At 39.5% G+C, this 20,971-nt stretch carries 9 protein-coding genes; 2 read left to right on the plus strand and 7 right to left on the minus strand.

Annotated features, from left to right (window positions below):
- Window positions 1–2: 2 nt before the first annotated feature.
- The 5 genes from IQI_RS18360 to IQI_RS18380 all read right to left on the minus strand — a co-directional run bounded on the left by IQI_RS18360 (window position 3) and on the right by IQI_RS18380 (window position 12,627).
- Window positions 3–2,630, minus strand: coding sequence for a hypothetical protein (locus tag IQI_RS18360; RefSeq protein WP_231893462.1), 2,628 nt, complete (start codon window positions 2,628–2,630; stop codon window positions 3–5).
- On the minus strand, window positions 2,605–5,682 hold the full coding sequence (locus IQI_RS18365) for a UvrD-helicase domain-containing protein (protein ID WP_064094119.1): 3,078 nt from the start codon (window positions 5,680–5,682) through the stop codon (window positions 2,605–2,607). Before IQI_RS18365 ends, IQI_RS18360 begins: the two co-directional genes overlap by 26 nt.
- A 149-nt stretch (window positions 5,683–5,831) precedes the next feature.
- Entirely contained in the window at window positions 5,832–7,517 is a 1,686-nt protein-coding gene (locus IQI_RS18370) for a 3'-5' exonuclease (RefSeq protein ID WP_064094120.1), read from the minus strand.
- Window positions 7,498–10,101 carry a hypothetical protein gene (locus tag IQI_RS18375; protein WP_064094121.1) on the minus strand — a complete coding sequence of 868 codons (2,604 nt, stop codon included), beginning with the start codon at window positions 10,099–10,101 and terminating at the stop codon, window positions 7,498–7,500. Before IQI_RS18375 ends, IQI_RS18370 begins: the two co-directional genes overlap by 20 nt.
- Window positions 10,102–10,113: 12 nt before the next feature.
- Entirely contained in the window at window positions 10,114–12,627 is a 2,514-nt protein-coding gene (locus IQI_RS18380) for a UvrD-helicase domain-containing protein (protein WP_064094122.1), read from the minus strand.
- A gap of 178 nt (window positions 12,628–12,805) precedes the next feature.
- Between IQI_RS18380 and IQI_RS18385 the strand changes: the two genes are divergently transcribed.
- Together IQI_RS18385 and IQI_RS18390 are read left to right on the plus strand one after the other, a co-directional pair.
- Window positions 12,806–13,240, plus strand: a complete 435-nt coding sequence (locus IQI_RS18385; RefSeq protein ID WP_064094123.1) for a hypothetical protein — start codon at window positions 12,806–12,808, stop codon at window positions 13,238–13,240.
- Between the two features lie 972 nt (window positions 13,241–14,212).
- Complete coding sequence (locus IQI_RS18390; protein ID WP_064094124.1) at window positions 14,213–15,844, plus strand: MutH/Sau3AI family endonuclease; 1,632 nt, start codon at window positions 14,213–14,215, stop codon at window positions 15,842–15,844.
- 780 nt (window positions 15,845–16,624) lie between these two features.
- Here the strand turns inward: IQI_RS18390 and IQI_RS18395 are convergent.
- Window positions 16,625–17,920, minus strand: coding sequence for a hypothetical protein (locus IQI_RS18395; RefSeq protein WP_064094125.1), 1,296 nt, complete (start codon window positions 17,918–17,920; stop codon window positions 16,625–16,627).
- A 3-nt stretch (window positions 17,921–17,923) separates the two neighbouring features.
- Complete coding sequence (locus tag IQI_RS18400; protein WP_064094126.1) at window positions 17,924–20,968, minus strand: HI_0552 family protein; 3,045 nt, start codon at window positions 20,966–20,968, stop codon at window positions 17,924–17,926.
- Window positions 20,969–20,971: the final 3 nt, after the last annotated feature.

The following is a 20,971-nucleotide window of genomic DNA, read 5'->3' on the forward strand; positions in this document are numbered from 1 at the left end:
TTTCACCCCTTATCCATTGCCAGTCTTGCATCCATACATGTATCAAGATGAGGACAGAACTTACAATGCTTTCCTGGTGATGCCGGTGGGTTTGTCGAATCATTTTCAATACTTTCAATCATCATTTCATGTAACGATTCCTTCTTTTCCAATGTTTCTTGGAATAACCGATTGCGTTCATAAGAACTCATCCCTGGAAATTGTACCACTTTCCTTGAAGAACTGACGCTGACAGTTTCGTTGACATCATCATGACCGACAGACGAGACACCGTTGATGAACTTCCGGGCAATAGATTCCTTCTTGTAATGCGTCCATTGGGGAAATAAATTTCCAACCAATTGGATGATCTCATCTTTTTTCAGGGTCGTGCTTCGTTTGACGGTTCGAATCAACTCAGTGTAAAGAAATTGATGAACGAAATCATCAGCAAAAACAGGATATTCATTCGTGATATAGCTATAGTAGAAACGCCGTTGACATTGATTGAATTCTACTAAGTAATCATAAAATGAAAGTTCACGACGGGACTCTTCTATTTGACTTGAATGTATTTCCTTGAAATTGACAGGGTTTGGACGGATTTCCTCGTGTTTCCCCTCCCTATTCTGCTGGGAGGACAATATCTTCATGCCAAGCTGATGGACATACATCGCCGGATGTAAATCTTTTCGATCTAAAAAGTTTTCCATCCATGAAAGTTCAAGCTTCATATTTTCTCCATCAAGGAATTCCAAGGCGATGAATAGTAAGTATCTTGATATTTGCTTGATGGATTTGTTCCGAAGGATATTCAATTCAAGCACTTCATAACGAAGTGATAGTTTTTCGAACGTCTCCTCCTGAAGCGGCCAAGGCGTACTGAACTCGTCTAGAGGCAGCCCCTTCTCATCCAACCCTGTCAAATAAAAGGACTTCACTTTCCTCTTGAACGCTTCTCCATCTACTTCGATGAAGGGCTTGATGAATGTATTATCTTTCTTTGAAAGCTTCCCGCTTAAGTAAAGGTTGATTGCTTCGCCGATGTCATCGTAAAGGAAGAAGTTATCATCTTTGATGGTCTCCAACTTGGTATTCAATTCATTGATGACCTCGATTTCATCCTCGAATAATACGGAATTTTTTATGGGATTCCGGTTTTGGACGATATTGAGAAGTTTGGTAAAATGCCGGGAGATCGATGTTTCTTCTGTCCCCGCTTCAAACAACTCTTCAGCAATGAATATCAGCTGATCGGCGAAGTACTTGACCTCTACCACTTGTTTTTTTGTAAAAGAGAAATGTGCAATCTTGGTGAATGGACTCCGGACACTCTTTACAATCCTATCATCCCCGGGTTCCTCAAAATGTGGTAGTACATTCTCGTAATGATCCAGCAGCTCTTCAAACCTTTTCATCCAGCTTTGTGTACTTTCGCACCCCGAAAAGAACGGCAAAAGTTGTTTCAGGATGTAGGTAAAGTCCCTCGCGTTTTTCTTATTATTAGGATTGAAAAGCCAGCCTGATGAAAAGGTAGACATCAGAATATCTTCATCAAGGATGAACCTTTTCCCATCCAACATCCCATGAATTTTGCTTATAAATTGTCCTATCGGATACTGAAGGAAATTCCGATTTTCTGCAAATCTTTCCGGGTAATACTGAACAAGGATATCATTCAGCATGTCGGCATTCGTCGCAATTATTTGAACATCCTCTTTGTCTTCCTGTTTCCTTCCAATGGGGTAAGAAGGTATAATCACTTCATTAAGGAACTCAAAAAATGAATCATATTTTATGATATTCCCCCCATGATTCTTCTTCTGGACTTTTTCCCCTTCAAATGCCGATAGGAAGTTAGTTCCAATTGTCTCCTTCAAGATATCACGGTTACTTTCAATAGCCCACTCATCGGTCCAATTGAATTGTTCTGAAATGAAAGCCCTTGTAAAGTCAAAGGTCTCGGAAAATCGCTGATCATAAAAATTGAAAAATACAACTTCAAATCCCGCTTTTGCTAGCGCCTGCAAGAACATCTGCTGTTCAGGCGTGATGAAGTAAAAGCCATGTAAGACGATTCTTTGTCCTTCGGTAAGCCGGTAATCCGATTTATTTTTCTTATTCTTCTCTTCCAATAATTCAACAAGTTTGGCCTTCACATTGGCAATCGACCAACCATCCTGCAATTTCCTCCTGATTGAACGATAGGAAAAATCCGCTTCATATGCCTCTGACCAGATTTGTTGGAAATACTCTTCTTTCTCAGTGTGGCAAAGCCCGGATAAATCCTCGGGCATCACCCCTATATAAGTCAATAATCGGATAGTTTCAAGTGTATCCGCTATATTATTCCTGAAGGCTTCCTTTAATAAAGGGTTGGTAGGTTCACTTTCAGCCATCACTTTGGAAAGTGCAAGATACTGCTTTAATTGCTCCTCTGGCTTATTCCATTTAATCAATAATGTGTCGATGACTTCACGAATCGTAAAAATGGAATGGAACTCGCCCTTCTGTTTGTCCCTGTACGCATCCGCAATGCCATCAGCCAGATTTTTTGTGGCGCAGATATGGATGGATTTATTTATTTTTTCAAACTGAGAATGATGCCTCCATCTCTTAGGATCATCATAGGTGTAAACTTTTATCTTCATTGTGAGCTCCTTTTATTGCCTGATCTAGTAGGAATCCCCAAGTGAAATCCTGGACCCTCTTCGGCATCAGGAGGATTAAGCGCTTCTTTGCCCTTGTCATTGCCACATATAGGAGACGTGTTTCCTCACGTTCCACTTCAAATTTCTCATAAGAATTCAAGGATGAATATCGATCATTTTCCGTATGTTCTTTGATTGACCAACCAACCATTCGTTGGTGCCCTTCCATTTCCTTTTCATCCTGAACGTAAAAAGTGGTCCTATCGCTCGTAAATTTGTGGCCGACCTTTGGAATAATCACCGTATGATATTCCAATCCCTTCGAACGGTGTACCGTTGTTATCTCAACAGCCCCACTTTCAGTCTTGATCATTGGCTCATTTTCCGTACGATTCACACGTATCTGCAAAGATAACCACTCATGTAGCCTCCATAACGTCCCATTCATGGAATCGAATTGTTGTTGTATGAGATTCACGAGATGGAATAAATTCTTTTCATATTGCTTAATGGCATTCCTGAGTGTATTTTCATTGTCGATGCTTGACTTATAAAATCCTTCCACATTTCGAAGAAGACCTTTTTCTGAAATTACCTTCTGGATGACGGCTGTTGCAGGTAATAAACGCAGGTCTTCCAAGTAACAGTCGAAATCCCCTTCGAGATGGGACCGAAGGAATTTGATGATTTTCTCGTCATCCCCTTTGAAAGGAACCAAAAGTTTGCCTGGGATTGAATAACCGAAATAAGGTGACTGAAGGACATTGACCATATGTGTTGCCTCATGTGGATACATTAAAGCATCCAGTAACATCTTGAAGTGCAGCACGGCATCTGACTTAAAGAATGTCCCATCCAGATTTTGTACAGTGCCTAATTTAGCTCTATCACACCATTTCAGGACTTCCAAAGCTTGTTTATTGGTCCTGACGATGAGGGCAATTTTTTTATTTTCCTTTTCCGATAATTTTTCGACATGTTGGAATGCATTTTGAATCTCAAGAACTGTATTCACTTCAAGTTCTTTTGCCTTCGATTCTATTGTACAGAACTCATTATCTTCACTATCAATGTCCATGCCAATAAGGCGGTCTTCCTGGGAATAAGGAAGAAGGCTTTGAAGATTTCCCCCCTTGCCCCATCTCTTTTGCCCCCATACCAAGAAAAGTTTATCCAATTCATTCAGCAGGCTCTTGGTGGTCCGATAATTCTGATTCAAGGAAATGGGAACAAATCCAGATTGATTATTCTTCTTTGCAAACTCTTTCAGCCGCTCAAAGGAGGTATAATCCGCACCCCTGAAGCGATATATGGATTGTTTTACATCTCCCACCACAAATAGCTTATAATCTAAAAGGATTTGAAGGTTTGCAACAAGCTCTATCTGGGTATTATCGCTGTCCTGGAATTCATCCACAAACAGATACTTTTCAGTTTCAAGCTGCTTCATTTTATCTCCGTCTCTTGTAAAAAGCTTCAACTTGCGGATAAGGTCGCCCATGTCAATCGCATTTTCTTTCTTCTTCTCAATCTCCAGCATCGTTTCACAACGAGTAAATACATATTTGAAAAGGTTATGAAGGATCGTATATCTTTCATCTATGGCCATCCCCCACTCCAATTTCTGGATTTCTTCCTTCGTCAAACCCTTCTTCTCCATTTCATCCCAAAAGTTGTTCATCAAATTGACAACTTCATAATGATTAAACTTAAGAGATATCAAGTCAGTGATAGGATGAATTTTGAAATATTCATCAGCCAATCTTTCGATGATTTCCTTTTTCTTTTTGATAAAGCTCCTCAGCTTCATGTTGCGACCAAAACCCAACTCATGTGCCAGCTGAGTCAAAATGGTCTTTGAAAAGGAATGAATCGTACTGATTTGCATGTTCTTCACATCTTCAGCCAATAAAAGGTACTTTGTTTTCCCTGTCAGCTCGAACATGGTCAACAATTTCTTTTGTAGCCGTTCCTTCATTTCATTTGTGGACGAATTGGTGAAAGTAATCATGACGATGTCCTTCATTGTGATATCCGCCATTTCAACTAAATACAATATCCGGTCGATCATCACATAAGTCTTCCCGGTACCCGCGCCTGCCGTTATCATCAAGTGATTTGAAGGAAGTGTGTGTGCTGCGGTGAACTGCCCATAGTTAAAGTCTGGGAAAGCAGGGGCAAGGAAATCCTTAAGGAATCCAACATCGCCCTTCCCATCCTTCATCACCACAGTCTCCAAAGGTCCCTTCCATTTATCAGTAACAAACACCTGAAATTGGAAATCCTTCCGGAAGCTCTTAAATGTATCCAACCAAGCTTTCTCTAATGGAAAAGTCGTGAAAAGATAAATCTTGACACCTTCTCTCATTGAAGCTTCAATCGCTTCCTTTTCTCTTAAAAAATTTTGCTTGTGATGGAAGAGATATAACCGGGAATATGAGCGTTTCTGCCCAAGATTCATCTCTTCATGTTCTTTGATATAAAAATGCTTCTTGAGTAACAGCCACTTGTGGTCATTTAAAGGCTTTCTGGCTTTATATACTTCCATCCCATCAAGCTTTCGGACCCATGTCCCTTGAATGAAATCATCTTTGAACAGGATGGGTGGATTTGTGAGGAGCTCATCGAAGCCTTTCTCCTTCCACTGAGTGCTTGTAATATAAGGAAGCGCCACGACCGCCCGCTTAGTGAATGAACGATATAACAATGCTTTCTTTTCAATATCATCGCAAAGCATATTAAGCTGCTGCATCGCCTGATTGTATGGTTCTCCCTGCTTTGTATAAAAATCTTCATATAGCCATTTATGGCCTTGGATTCCCACGATATTGTCGATGGTGATCCCTTTTACCTCGATAACGGTCGCACCAAACTCGCGATCCAATAGTAATATATCAATCTCCCGTTTTTCCGAGTGATTTTTCTTGAACATGGGAAAATGAAGGAAACCGAAGCTGTCCCGCTTTGAGAATAATGATTTCACATGGTCCCATACAAGTCGCTCTGCATCGATTCCTGGTCTATAATCAACAACCGTTCCTTCAATAAACAATGTAAACAAACCTCCAAATGAACCGAGTTAGTCTCATTATACTAAACCTTATGTATGAAATGGGAATGAATTTACAAAACCCGACAATTTTCTTGTACCTTACTCCCTAATAATAAAAAGTCCCCTGAAACTTCAGGGGAACCTCCGATTTATAATAACGTCTTCCTGAAACCACTTGCTTCGTAATCCCTTGTATCAAAATCCTTTACAAATGGGGAGATTTTTATTTCCGGGTGTTTGGGAGAGTGGTAATACATAAAAACAAGTTGCTTCGCCCGAGTCAAGGATACGTATAGAATCCGTTTTTCCTTTTCCTCAAGCTCCTTTTTATCAGCTTCAAAATCCGGAGATTTCGACTTGACGAGTCTCACTTTATTCAGACTTTCCACCTCGTCCCTGTGTGGATAATGCTTTTTATCTATATCCAGTATGAAGACATAATCGAATTCTAATCCCTTGGTCGCCTTCGCCTCGATGAGATATACCTTAGGCCCATGCTGTCGATGCCCAGACTGGGTGCTGCGTTCAATATAGGTCCTGAGCTTGAAATACTGTTCGAGATATATCTTAATGTTATTTTCATCCTGTGTTTCATGCCTACGGTGGATGATTGCGAAAGTCCTATTGGGATGTATCTGATTTATGCTTCTAATTTTTGTACTTATTTCATCCAGCATGCCGACATAAGTTTTAAAAGCTTTTATCTGCGGTTTTTCTCCGGGTCGTGGAAAATACTTCTCATCGTCATACTTGGAGTCTTCACTTGAGCGATTGAAGTTTAAGGAATTCGCCAGCTTCATGATGGAATAGGTCGAACGCCAGTTCCGTTTCAACACGACGTTGTTTCCGCTCCTTATATTGATGCCAAGGGCCTTGTAAGAAAATGGGCTGCTTTTATATATTCTTTGCCTCTCATCTCCACTGAGGGATAAAGTACCTTTATCGAAAGCCACTAAGACCCTGAGCTGCATCGGTTGGAGGTCCTGTACCTCATCGATGAAAATGTGGTCATACATCTGGTCCTTCTTTAAGAGGTGGAAATTCTTCATGATGAGCAATGCAAAATCTTCTGGATCAACCCTATTATAGAAGTTCTTCAGTTGGTCTTCTTGATAATATACAAATAATCTGAATATGGTCGACCGTTGTTTCACAGATATATTTGGCAGCTGCCCACGCCCTACCCGGTCACACAATAGATAGTCTTCCTCGGTGATGAATCCATTTCCCTTCATCCACGCGAATTCCTCTGATAAAAATGATGTATTCTGGGTTTTTTTGATTGTATGGATAGCCGGAAGCTCCTTAAATTCATCGGATTCAAGCAAATCCATCAAACGGAGGATACGGGCCCTCACCTCGTCCTCCCCCCGGTTCAATCCCTTATGATTCGTGCGGAATTTACGGACTTTGACACCTATCGAGGCCAATAAACGATGCGCCAATTCATGAAAGGTCAGAAAATCGACCCTGTGGTTATGTTCCTGGAGTGCATCATAATACTCCGACTGCCTAAAGCGGTTCTGGGCATCTTTAATCAGCTCTTCACTGTAGGAAACAAACAGGAATCTTTTTCCGAATTCCTCGGACATCTTCTGCATCATCCTAGTTAAAAGGGTTATACTCTTTCCGCTTCCAGCAGTGCCCTTCACAAGCAAATGGGTGGATTCCATTTTTGCTACCTTCTGCTGCTCATCACTCAGTTCAATGTTATGAAGGAACTTCTTGGTTTGGTTTACTATATCATTCGCTGTGCTGGGGATTGTCGACAATGCCTCGTTCAATAGTCCGAATGCTTCGTTAAAGTTCGTTTCATCAGTTGTCATCTGTGTCATTGTCATCCCATCCTTTCTTGGAAATATCTACAGCGTATAAAGCATCCTCGCAATATCCGGCATGTGGGCAGAGTTTACAGAATTCGGATGGATTTGCCTCAGGCAACCCCTCATCTATTGAAGCGATTTGCGTTGCGAGCTCATTCCTTTCCCGCCTCTTCCCTCTCACCATCGCAAATGAAGTCCTCCACCGTTCATTTTGGAAGGCACCACGGTGGGTCAGGTATTGAAAGTACAGGGTGCTTTCTGCGTATTCAACATCCTCATACTTCAATCGATTGGTCAATCCATACTTCCTCATGCTCTGAACGAGGTTTTCCTCCATATTCGTATCAATGATTGCACGTAGGCGGACATCACCCATGAACGGGAAAAGGGTCTTCATCAACCGCATGACTTCGGTTTTGTTTTTTCCGATGGAAGCATACAGCTTCACCACATTCCCCATCAGGAATCCTTGGTGAAATGAGGAATCATATGTTGAAAAGCGATCGACGACACTACTGTAGAAAAAGCGTCGCTTGCATAAATTCATTTCAACGAATTCTTCATTGGGATATGATAGAAGTTCCTCCACCACTTTTGCCTTTTGATCCTCAGACGGTCCGGTGGAGCAGTTTACATATTGATACTGTGAACCTTTATCGTCAGCTGCCTTTTCCACATCCAATAGCTGCAAATAAATGGATTTGTCGAGGTTTTCGTGGTCATTCCAATTCCTGATCCAAGACAGCTGGATTTCCCCGTTGAAGCAAAGTCCTGTATAAAACAAATATTTTGAAAATGAAAGCTCATGCTTTTTCCGAAATAAGTACATATTAGCTGCAGGATTATCCAATTCTCTTAATAAGGCTTCGGACAATGGCCAGGGCATCGGTGTTTGCCCATTAGGAAAGTGCTTTTCGTCCATTCCACATAAATGAAGGACCTTATCGGATTTCTTATAGATGAGACCGTCCAGGGCTTGCATCTTTTGAATCTTAATATTCTCTTCAATATCCAATGCTTCTTCAAAATCCTCTTCATCCTTATCCTTAAGACCCGTTTTCAGGAATACGACTATTGCATCCGATAAGTCGGAAATATTATAGGGGCTATTCGATCGGCCAGGTCGCCCCAGCATATCCTCCAGCTGTGAGACGAGTTTTTTCTCCGTCTTCCCAAGTAGTGAGTCCCGCGTTTCATGATTATCGAGTAATTGTTTTATTCGATTGAAGTGTGTCTTGATCGTCACCCTTTCTTCCTCTATATTTATCAACCATTTCGCATCTTGTATCAACTTTTTGATGAAAGCCTCAATGATCCCTATTTCCTTTAGTGTCAAAGACAGGAAGGAAAATCGAAGCACCGGGTTTACACGCACAGCTTTGAAATGTTCCCCTGTTCTCAACCCATGAGTTTTAATGGGGCCGGATGATGACCGCTTCGCCATTTTCAATTTTTCTATGGACGACAGCCATTCTTCAACGGTCTGACACTTATCAAAGTACGGTAGGATTGCCCTTAGCTGCTCTGTATAACTTCTTGCATTAAGGCCATCGTATTCAAGCCATCCCGATGCGAAGCATTCAGCCAACATCGAACCATTCAAGAGATACTCCTGTTTCGATTCATCCCAGATGGAGTGAAGATGCAGCAAATACTGACCGATGGGATACGACAGAAAATGTCGCTCTTCTATGAACATATCAGGCTTGAATTCCATCAATCTCCCAGTCAGTTCATCCTGGTTTGGTGAGATATAACGGTGGTTTTCCTGTATATCCTGTACAAAATCAATCATATATTCATATGGTTTCTCAGAAATGGACGGCAACGGCTGCCTTTTATAACTCCCTTCAAATGCAGAGGCAAACAACCTGCTTGCCATAGACATGCCCTTTGATTCCGTCAGCATCCACTCCTCTTTGGAGACCCAACCATTTTCCACTGAGAAATTTTCCTCCAAGAAGGAAAAAATTGCAGGATGGTCCTTATGGTAGAGATTAATGAATACCAGGTTCATCCCCCGCTCCTTCCACTTTGTGAAAACATGGTGCTGTACAGGCGTGATGAAGTAGAAGCCATGGAGGACTACGGTATTACCCGTTGTATCAAGGAACGATTGTATGGTATCAAAGGAATCCAGGTTTTTTACTGCATCTTCCATATAGGTATCGAAGGTAGACAGCATTTTCTCCCACACATCGCAAAAAACACGCTCCTCCACCTTTTTACAGAGGGGGCGAAGACTTTCCGGTCTCAACCCGATTTCTGTAAGGTTCCTCATGGTTATCAAGACATTCAACTGATTGCGCTTAAATGATTGGATGATTTCTGCTGAACCATCATCATCCCATGCCCTTAGATGATCCGCCAGCTCAGCATATTGCTCGAACCGTTTATCCACATCATTCCATTCAGGATAGAATTTCTGGATGACCTCTGTCGCCGAGAAAAGCCCGGACGCCACCTCCCCCGTGAGACCATGCTTCAATGACTCTGTAGCACAGATGTGAGGGGAATTCCTAAATGGAGCATATTCGGGCAAATCTTGAAAGGTAAACGGATTTTCATACATGATGACATCCACTTTTACACTCATCCTTTACTCCTCCTATCGCTCTTTTTTCAATATTTTCGACCAAGTCATTTTGTAGGTATCGTTTTTCAGGTTCCGGATGATCATCAACTCATTCTTCGCCCTGGTCATCGCTACATAGAGAAGCCTTGTTTCTTCGTGGATGGATTCAGTGTCATCCTGTGAATTAAGCAACTCAAAATGATTATTTTTCCTCTCTTCATGGCCTGGTTTATTTATTAGCCAACCTACCCTTCGGCGCTCATTGTCAAAGATGATTTTGCTGAATGAAGTCGTGAAAGGACGTTCTGTGAAAGGGATGATGACTGTATGATATTCAAGCCCCTTTGCTCTGTGAGCAGTCAAGATATGGACGTGATCGATTTCCGCATCCATGCCTTCCACAGTCATTTCCTCTTCATCACGGTTGGTTGCAATCTGTACACGCAGCCAACTCTCGATTTTGTGAAGGGAGACAAATTCAGCTGAAAATGCCTGATGGAGCATTTCGAATAATTTACCTACATTCAACTTATATTTTTCCGTATCGTTGACTGACTGTTGTTGGAGTTGCTCAGGTGTATAATCTTCCGAAAGAAGATTCACCAAATCATCCATACGGCGGGAATATATCCAATTGAATGGCTCCCTTTCCTCAATGATCGTCCTCAGTACCGATAAGACAGGTTGATAAGTCAGAAGCCGCTGATAACGCTGGAATGGGAAAGAGGTCGATTCCTTCATCCTCTCGATTGACGACTCTTTGAATCCATTTCGATCAACAACTTCATGAAGGATATAGTCCTCCAATTGCCCGTAAGGACCATGCAATAGGTTGCTTAGATATTTACCATCTTCAGGATGGAGGAGGGCGAGTACCAAAGAATGAAAATGACGGATGGCCTTTGACTGAAAGAATCCACCACCGACTTCAAGCTTTGTCAATAGTTGCTGCCCCCTGCACCATTCATCCACCAAACGGGCCTCCTCGACCGTCCTGGTCAGGACTGCAATCTTTTCCCGCTTTTCTTCCTGTGGGTTAGAGTCATTCAGCTCAACTATCCTCTTAAATCCGGAGACTACCTTTGGTAGAATATGATTCCTCATATTCTCTTTCGTTTCCTCACGTTTAGTCTCAATTTTCAAAGGGTCATCTTCTTCGCCGCTTCTCATCCCCACCAAGCGGTCACTGCTTTCCTCGCCATCAACATCATAATCAAGATAGCCTCTTTCCCCCCACAAGGAGAAATGGACATCCATTTGTTCCAACAACCGCTCGGTAGTCCGATAATTCTTCTTTAGGTAATACTTTCCGTCATCGATGAAAATATCGCGTTGTCCAAGCTTCTCTTTCAAGATTTTGAACGCAGTGTGGTTTGCGCCCCTGAAGCGATAGATAGACTGCTTTATATCCCCAACAACAAACAAAGTTGCCGAAAATGCCTCTTGGATGGTCGCTATCAACCGTATTTGGATATCATCACTATCCTGGAACTCATCCACGAACAGATGGGAAATGGGCTGGCTTATATTCTTGAATGCATCCACTCCATGTCTTTCTCTTATTTCATCTATTTGCCTTGTCAAATCATTCATTGTAACCGCATTCAAAAGATTCTTCTCTTCCTGAAAGCGGCGCTCCAAATTCCGAATAACTGTTTGCAGCAGGTTGTTCATGCGCTCATTGCCCATCGTCCCTTCTCCGAAATCCGTTCCAATAAGTATTTCTGCTGTCGAAAAGCCCTTTTGCTCGAACCTCTCAGAAAAATCATATATAGTATCTATCAACTCATAGAGCTTCAATGGAGAAATCAGCGCTTCAATCGTCCCCGATGCTTGAGAGAGTTCCTTTTCGAAAAACCTATCGAGCTCCTCTTCAATCCATTCTTTCTTTTCCTGTTTAAAGCTTCGTAGCGCCACATTCAACCCAAAGCCCCCGAGTGAACCAACTTCCTTCAGTAAAGATTTAGAAAAGGAGTGAATCGTTTGGATCCTTATATCGGCAAGATGCTCGATCAACGTTAAAATTCCCCGGCTCCCTGTAGCCTTGAAGCGTAAAAATAAGCTTTCCCTCAGCTTATCATACATATTCCGTGCAGCTTCCCTCGTGAAAGTGATCATTACTATCTCAGCAGGTTTGACCTTTGCTGCTAGCAATAGATAAAGAATCCGATCGATCATGACGGTCGTCTTCCCTGTACCCGCCCCTGCCTTCACCATGATATTTTCATCATAGGCTGCATGCTCAATCAAGAACTGTTCGATATTGAAACGAGGGAAGAACCTGACTATGTGTTTCATCTCCTCGAGTGATTGACCATCAATAACTTCAAACGTCTGTGTTATCGATATATCCTCTTTATGAATATGTAAAAGATTGGCGTCGAGATATCCTTCAAAATCATCTTTATCTTCCAACAGAAAATCTGAATTTGTGAACAGGAGGACCTTAATCCCTCTTGCCAACAACTCGGCTATTTCTACTAGTTTTCTATTAATGCTTTCATTATCTGAAAATAATACGTAAGAGTATCGTATCGTCCGTTGCATTTTTTCAAAATTCCTCCCCTGCAGGAAAATGTGACTCTATCTATTTTACTAGAATACCATTTATATGGAAACGGGAAATATGTCTGGCGCCTAATAATTATCCTTAAATAGTCGTATAATATTTTCTATGAATTCAATTTTAACCTTTCACTGATTACATAAAAAAGGGGCTAGGATTTTGGCGAATACACGTGCAAATTCCTCAAACGTCAATAAACATATTCTCTTATCTGACCTGGAACTAATCCAATACTCTAATACAACGATCTACCAGAAAAGCGGGTACTTCTTCTTATCACCATCCGTCCAGAACAATCACTGGTGGTTCGATCTCAGAAAAGTTAATATTGATAAATTTAATAGAAATATAGAACAGGGCTTTCTGCTGGTCAGGTTGCTTGATAAATTCCTTATCTGCAAACTGGTAAACTTCATCGATAAAATGATTTCAGATGATATTTTTGCTAAAACCAAAAACAACTGCATCCATTGGAAGTTCAATATTGTTTATCGCAACAGTAAATACATAGCCATAAATCAGAAGGATAAAAAGAAGTATTTGCTTAGAAAGGTTTCTGTAATGCGGTTGAAGAAGTTAGTGGGAATAGGATGAAACTTATTACTTTTTATGTTTTGTAAATATGAGGTGTTGAATAAAGGAAAGTCATTAAATGACTTCCCTTTATAATATTAAGATTATATTATTCTTATAAACTACCATCAAGTTGACTAAACATGTAGGTATTATTCAATGTAATAATTTTCCACCCATGTATGTGGATGAATATGAATAATTCGATTGGCGTCCTTATTAGGAAAGTTGTTTGTAATTATAAGGTCAATTTAATTTTTTTGTACTTCTTCTTAAGAGTTAATTTCTTGCGAACAATTTTTTGAACTTCTTCCCACCCAATTCGAGCTTCATCTAAATCTTAATTTGATATATTCCACAACTGGCAACCCCCTTAAGACAAAACAATCCCCATGTTTTTTGTAAATAACAAGTAAATATTGTTTTGAGCTTAAGTCATTATAAAAATCAGACTCTTCCCAGTCTTAGTGTACAAACTCTTTGAATGTTTTGTGTGGAATTGAAATACTTTGCTCAATATTTTCTTTTTCTTCTATACTTATTGTCTTAACTTCAATATTAGCTTTTTCAAACTCTCTGGCCCAATCGGATTTAACAACAAGTATTCGATAAGTTAGTGAACTCCTCAATTTCATGTGGACTACTTATAATAGAGTCATAAGCATCCACTTTCTTACGATTATATTCATTCAATACATAGGTCATATAAGATTGTTTAAAACAAAATGTTCTTTTCATGGCTTTTACTTGAGGGCATAAAACTCCTGAGGTACATGAGTCCTTTGTTTGTTGTACTTGTGTATTAAAAAAAGAACATTATAACCTTAAACTTTTACGCTATTGTACTCATGTACTTTACTTAAACTCATTCCTATACGTTCAACGATTTCTGTAACTAAGTCATTCCCATTAATACCCTATACAGACAAAAAATTGAATGTAATTTATAATGAAGTTGAGTAGTGGATGAAAGTTTCTATTAGGGAGATGGCGATGGATAGAGAATATAAAACAATTCGAGAAATAAAAGAACGTGGTGAAGCTGCTATTGGTAAAATGATAAAGGAGCTTGTGACACAGGAGAATGTGGATAAGTGGTACGCTAGCCCAAGAAATAAAGGTTGGCTTGGGAATGCAGTTGAAAAAGATTGGTTCGGGCTAGCGAATAACAGTCGACCTGAGGCTGATTTCAAAAATCTAGGTGTAGAACTCAAATGCGCTGGGCTTAAATTTTTCAAAAATGAAAATTCTTGGGCTGCCAAAGAAAGACTAGTTCTTAACATTTTTGATTTTAATGAAGAATATGTGAGGGAGTTTCAGAATTCTTCCTTTTTAAAAAAGTCAAAGCTTGTAGAACTCATGTTGTATAAATATGACCCAGTTGATTATTTTCAATTCGAAGGAAAGGAATACCCAACCTATCCAGATTTCTCAATGACCCATTCTATTCTTTTGAATTTGTACGACTTGTTAGAGGATGATTGGGCAATCATGGAAAACGATTGGAACATTATAATGGATATGATTCGTCAGGGGAGGGCTGAGGACATTTCCGAAGGTATGACACAATACCTTGGCGCAGTGACAAAAGGAAGTAAAACTGAAAAGAACCAAACAACACAACCGTGTAGTGATGAGAAAGCACATAGACGAGCTTTTTCTTTAAGACCAGCTTACATGAAGGAAATTACGAAGCGAATTGTACAGGGCGAATTAAAGAGTTCAATTACTTACGATTCTTATCAATATGATTATCCTGAGTTACATAAAAAAATCAATGCTAAGCAAATTGGTACTCAAGAGCATGTCATAAAAAATTTATCCGAGTTAAAACACAAAACGTTTGAACAAATCATTCTCGATCAGTTTACACCGTTCTACAATATGGATAAACAATCCTTAGCAGAAAAATTTGGCGTTAGAATTAAAGAAAAGAATGATAAAGCAAGTTCACGGCTAATTGCGCAGAAAATGTTTAATCTAAAAGGTGATTTAGAAAAAACAGATGAGTTTAAGAAGGCTGGAATTGCTGTAAAAACAGTTACCGTAAAATCTAATCAGAGAAAAAAAGCATCCAAAAAAAGACTCACTACTGAAGGATTTAAACTTGAATCGGATGTTAGCTTCATCAAAGATATTAGTAACCTTGATTGGGAAGATACCCGAGTGTATGACTACCTTTCCACAACAAAATTCTTATTAGTAGTTTACGAGGAAACACCAGAAGGCGAGATATTTAGGGGTGCAAAATTTTGGTATATGCCAGAAAACGAACTCATGGGTACTGTCAAAAAAACATGGGAAAGAATTAAACAAACTCTCATTAATGGTGTCGAGTTAACGTTTAAACATGTTAAGAAAAGTGCCTCAAATAAGAAAGGTTACAAAATAGAGAATAATCTGCCGAGTCAAGTGAGTGGTCCTCAAATTCTTCATATTCGACCATCAGCTGACAAGTCGGATTATCGTGAAAGTATTAATTCAGATCAGCTTCCCTCTCCTGCAATATGGAAGTTTAGACCTGAGAATATGAAAGATATTTTGACAAATAATTATATGGTAAAGCAAGCCTTCTGGTTAAATAAAAATTATATGTACCAACAAGTAAAAGAATTTTTCGAATGAGATTACTAGCTTTGTACTAATGTCCTCAATATGGGTTATTTGTGGAAAAAATCTGGTTTATAATCAATGTTATACGTACTACACCCACTTTCATTTTTATATTTCGACATTAACTTAGAAAACCTAAAAAATGACTCATCTCCATGATGAAGATGAGTCTAATAATAACGCAATGAGATTCCACTATTTTATGATGGTTTGCTAATAACCTCGGTTCCTATATCAACCGTTTTACCAATTAAACTAACTCCTCGGAATCCGCGAAGGTTATTAGCAGGGTAAAGAATGTTAACATTGTCATCCCTATCATCTCCTTATCATCTTTAGAGAGCGACTCCCAAGTAGTCTCCATAGCAAGTGAAAGGGTATTAGCGATAAATATGCCAATAATCCAATAACTGCTACTAAGGGCAATGTTTAATGATTGGGCGAGGAGTACGGGATTCGAACCCGCAACTGCGCACACTTATTCAAGTATAAGATAATAATAGATAAGCCAACTTATAGTGTCAAAATACTATATGTGGTTTTTAGATGTATTAGAGATTTAGAGATGTATTAATTTCAAACGATCGTTAGATTATTAGGTGTGCCATTTTATTTAATTTGAGTATAAATTGACATAAACGATGTTATAAGAACTTTACATTTATTTAAGTAAAACAATAATCCCTGACTTTGTTATTAACTATGATTCGACAATTATTGTTAAAATCCTCCAGATAAAAAAACAGTGAAAGCCAATACTGGATTTTGGCCCTCTCACTGCTTCAAGTTAAGCTATAAAGAAACGAAAGTTATTTCATCATGTAATTTACTTAAATCCAACTCGTTTTCAAGAGAATCATTCAAATTCAGATTATCCGTAAACAAAATACCTCTGACTTCCACTCCATTATTTTGATCCATATACTGATTGGTTTCATCCTTGATGAAACTGATATAATCCACAAGTTCCCTAAGTCCTGTTATGGCATATTCCCTCCTGGAAGTATGTTTTACTTCCCCTATGAAAACTTTCTTTAATTTTTTGGTTCCTTTATCATACACTTCAACCAATATATCTGGTCTTCCACTCCAATAGGTAGAAGTATTTAAGCCTTTTCCGAAGAATTCATTTGCAAATCTTTCTGCTCTTTCCATTGAACCTAATTTCCTTCTTATGAATGGATGCTCATGAAGGCTCACTTCATTCGTAGTAATGTTAAATCTTATTTGACTCGAGCCTGATGAATCATGGTACATCTTATATAAAAAATCTTTATCGCTCCAATGAGCTAGAAGATTATTTCGGCCATCTATCATCTGCAAATGGGCGTTCTTGTTGTTCTGTTCAATCAATTTGACTACCCAGTATAACTCGAATAGGACATCCTCTTCCTGCGGATAAACGAATGTTTCCCGCAATAGTTGTTGAATTTCTAGTTGATTCATCTCACACGAAAGTACCTTTCGATATTGCTGTAAAATTGAAGCGGCGTTCCTATACAGTGGATTTCTGTGCTTTAACGTATCAAGTATCATCCGATCCGTTACTTTTGCTTTATCTGATTGAATTCTTGACAGGTATATATTTTTAGTGAGCATATAATTGACGATAGGCTTCAACCTATTCCAATCTTGAAACCATGTATATCTTTTATAATAGTCACTGTCTATTTTCTTATATAAGATGTCGTACAGTGTCTGGATAACTTCTAAAAGTACCAGATTTTCTTTTATGGCATATTCCCTGTTCCGTTCCTTCACTCCGAAGATCGTTTTATCCTTTGCATTCCTTGCAATGCGATCATTGATGGTTTTTGGCCAATTGATCTGTCCTTTTATTTGCCCGTGATATGTGTTCTGCTTTTCGGTCGTAGAAGTTTTTATCCTCCTTATGAGTATAGGTAATTCCCGGACGAACTGTTTTACTTCATCTTTTAATAAAAAGTGAATCTGAAGTAATTGTTCCAGTTGGGATATCTGCAAGTCCGTTTTCTTGATGAAGGAGTTGAGTTCCACTTTCCCTGATTTGAGGTAAATGACAAGAAAGTCACTGATTTCCTCAATCAGTTCTTCTGCACTTCGTTTCATAGACTAACCCTTTACATGGAAGAAATCTTCTGCAAATTGTTTTAACAGTTCCCCATCCACTTCCTTCAAATGACTTATACCTTCGATGAATTCAAGTATTTCCTTATCCATCAATCCTTCAAACTGCGGAAGTACGTATAGGATGATAGCCGAAGTGAAGTTCGAATCCAATGCAGTGTATTTAGCCAAATCCTCGACAATCGCCGGGCCGATTTGGCGATAGTCATTGATTTTCTGCCATGTAACAGCCAATACTTCCGTATATTTATAATCACTTATATCCCATGCGTTAAGGAAGTGTTGTACCAAATCTTCATCGATGCGTTTCGGGACACCCACCGGAATGAAGGCGAAACGCCTCATGAAAGCATAGCTCATTTCATATAGGGAAGCCTTATCCATTGTATTCATCGTACCGATCAAGCGCCAGTCATTTGGAATCAGGTATTCATGATTGTTGGGCTCCATTGTTTCCTCTTCCCCTTGAGGTCGTAATAAGAGGGGATGTCCACTCTCTGCTAGGAAATTCAAGGTTATCGTATCTCCGGTTAGTGCAGAAAATAGAGAACCAAATGCTTTATCGATATCGGCACGATTCATTTCATCGATGATTAACCATTTGTTGATTGGCTTATTATTGTTTCCATCCTTGAAGCATTGAAGGAACAACCCAGGATTGAAGGACAAGGTCCCGTCACTCTTTGGTCTGTATCCCCCGATTGTTTCATAAGTTGACCAGTCAGAGGTCGCGGTCGCCATTTTATAGTCAGCCTCAAAAGAGCGACATATCTGTTTGGCCAATTTTGATTTGCCCGTCCCTGGAGGTCCGGTAAGGATGATGTGCTTACCATTACGCAAGGCTGTCTCGACTTGTTTCAGCAGTAAATCTTTATCCTCGAAATACAAATTATATAGATTCAATTTCCTTTTAAAAGAGACTGTAGGAATCTTCACTTCTTTGATTACTTCATTAGTGGGCTCCAATGATAAAATTGTCTCGAATTCTTCCTTCGTTATCTCAAACAGGCTTCCCTGTGCTCCATTCTTGATTGGGGAACAACTTTGCAGTTCCTCAACTTGAGAAATTGTTTCCCAACTTATAGGGGTGATATCCTCAATATAACGAAAAGATACCCCCAATATCGGCTCATCGAACCCTTCTTCTTCAACTTCATGAAGACCCTTGACCACTTCCCCTTGAGCAACGATTTCCTTTCTAGGCGTGGACTCATAAAAGATAATCTTGTCTTCTGGACGTGCGTTTTCAAATGCTGAATAAACTCTCCTTTTGTTTCCTTTTTCATTATAAGCTGTGTAGTTAACCGCACCGCCATCTTTGATTTCCTCTACACTCCAAATTGATGGGCTGGCAGTCAACCAGAAATACCTTGTTTTCTTGTCCTCGGTAGGTGGAATGGTACTATAAAATTCTTTTGTTAGCACCTCTGGCCTCTTTTCAGGATTAAATACTGCTTGTTCTAGTTGTGGTATATGTGCCTTTCTGTATGGTGATTTGGAGTAATTCTTAAATCTATCCTTCACCATTTTCAATGTATCAAAATAGACCTTCTGCAAGTGAGAGTCATTCTTAAAATCCTCTGCTGGGACATGAGCTATGGCAATCGGTTCTTCGCTTTCTTCATTGGCAAACATATTCTTGTGATATGCATCATTTATTTCGCTTTCAGGTAAGGCAAGCTCTAAGAAAAGCCGTTCTTCGTCTTTATAAAAACCTAAAATCAACCATTTACAGAAATTGACTCGTAATTTTTTTGAAGATAACGTCATTGAAACTCGCTGGTCGCCCGGCTCCAAGATTCCAAGTTGATTTAGGGATTGATTTGTTAAATTGAAAGTCCATTCTGCTTCTTCCATAGAATTGAAAATTCCCGAAAATGTATTTGTTAATGCCGTAGATTCATCATCCATGAGTTGTTGCACAAACCGATACCCCTCTTCAGGAATCTTGAAAATGGATGCAGAACCCATCACAGTAGCTGAATCCAGCCCCATTCTGGATTTGAAGCCGGATTCTGATGACCTGACCGGTTCATCTAATGTCTTGAACCATTCGACACCGATACGTTGTCTCCACCCTTCACCATTTACATCAATGAATTTAGATTCATCCTCTTCATTAAAGAATGGTTTGGTTACCTGTCCGATAGCCAAGAACCCTTTATTTCCAGTATAAGCGATTACATAATCCCCTATGGCTATCTCTTTTATAATGTTCAAATTCCGGGTGACTGCTGCCAACTTTTGTTTTCCTTCTTCATATTGCATTGCAGCAACGCCATATTCCCTGGATTTTTCCCATACCATCGGATTCTGAGAGTGATACACATTGAAAAGCCAGTAGTTCCGTTTTACATCACTTCCATCCTGGGTTTTATCATAAATACCTTGCAACTCCTCTATGATTTTTGCAATCTCTTGATCTGCTTCATCCCAGCTGAGGACTTCTTTTTTCGAAAAGACCTTGCCCACCCTAATCCATCGACCTTCTGAAGTACTTAATAATTCTTTATATTGTTTCTGAAGTTCTTTGTCTCTTAGAAAAGTATCCAGTGTAATATACTTTTCATCGTCCCCTTCTGCAGTCGTCCAAACACTGTATTCACTAGTGTTTATATTTTCACTCTCAATCCACTCTTCCATATGGTCCAACCATAAGTTATGTTCCTGGACTGAGGTGGAGGAGCTCTCACTACTGTGCTTATGCCACTCCAAATAAACCCGTAGTGTATATTCATTGATCATGGCAGCAATACAAGACGATGATTGCTCCCTATCCTTATACTTTAATCTTGTCCAAAACCGGGTACGGACTGACCAACCATTTGTCCAACTCTCAGTAATTGGTTCACTGAATTCACTGCTTATTGAATTATATACATTTTGCATTAAAGCTTTCCAAGATCCCCATGATTCTTTATAGGTTTCTTTAACTCTTTCAACTTCTTCAGGAGACATTTCTTCCTTCAGCTTTGCAAACAAAAAAAACTCCCTATCGAACAGTTCAAAATGTTTCTCATGTAATTTCATCTT

It is taken from the genome of Rossellomorea aquimaris TF-12 (genome assembly GCF_001648555.1).
Classification (GTDB): Bacteria; Bacillota; Bacilli; order Bacillales; family Bacillaceae_B; genus Rossellomorea; species Rossellomorea aquimaris.